The following is a 219-nucleotide window of genomic DNA, read 5'->3' as shown; positions in this document are numbered from 1 at the left end:
TCGTTGGTTTTGAAGCTAACGGAGAGGTTATTGACTTTAAGAAGAGCCCGGTCCGACATGATATATCCTTATCAATTTAAGACGTTTGGTGAAGATTGAACTTCTGACGTTGTTTTAAGTTGCCCAAAATGGTGATGAGCGCGTTGAATTTGTTCTAGCTCTAGCATCCAATGCGAGCTGCGTTGAGCACTGCAAAAAGCGATCAGGTGATTGAGTAGA

Source organism: Vibrio sp. 10N.261.52.A1, assembly GCF_002876325.1.
In the GTDB taxonomy this organism is placed as follows: Bacteria; Pseudomonadota; Gammaproteobacteria; order Enterobacterales; family Vibrionaceae; genus Vibrio; species Vibrio chagasii.
The sequence above is the reverse complement of the archived record's forward strand: the minus strand, read 5'-3'. Positions refer to the sequence as shown.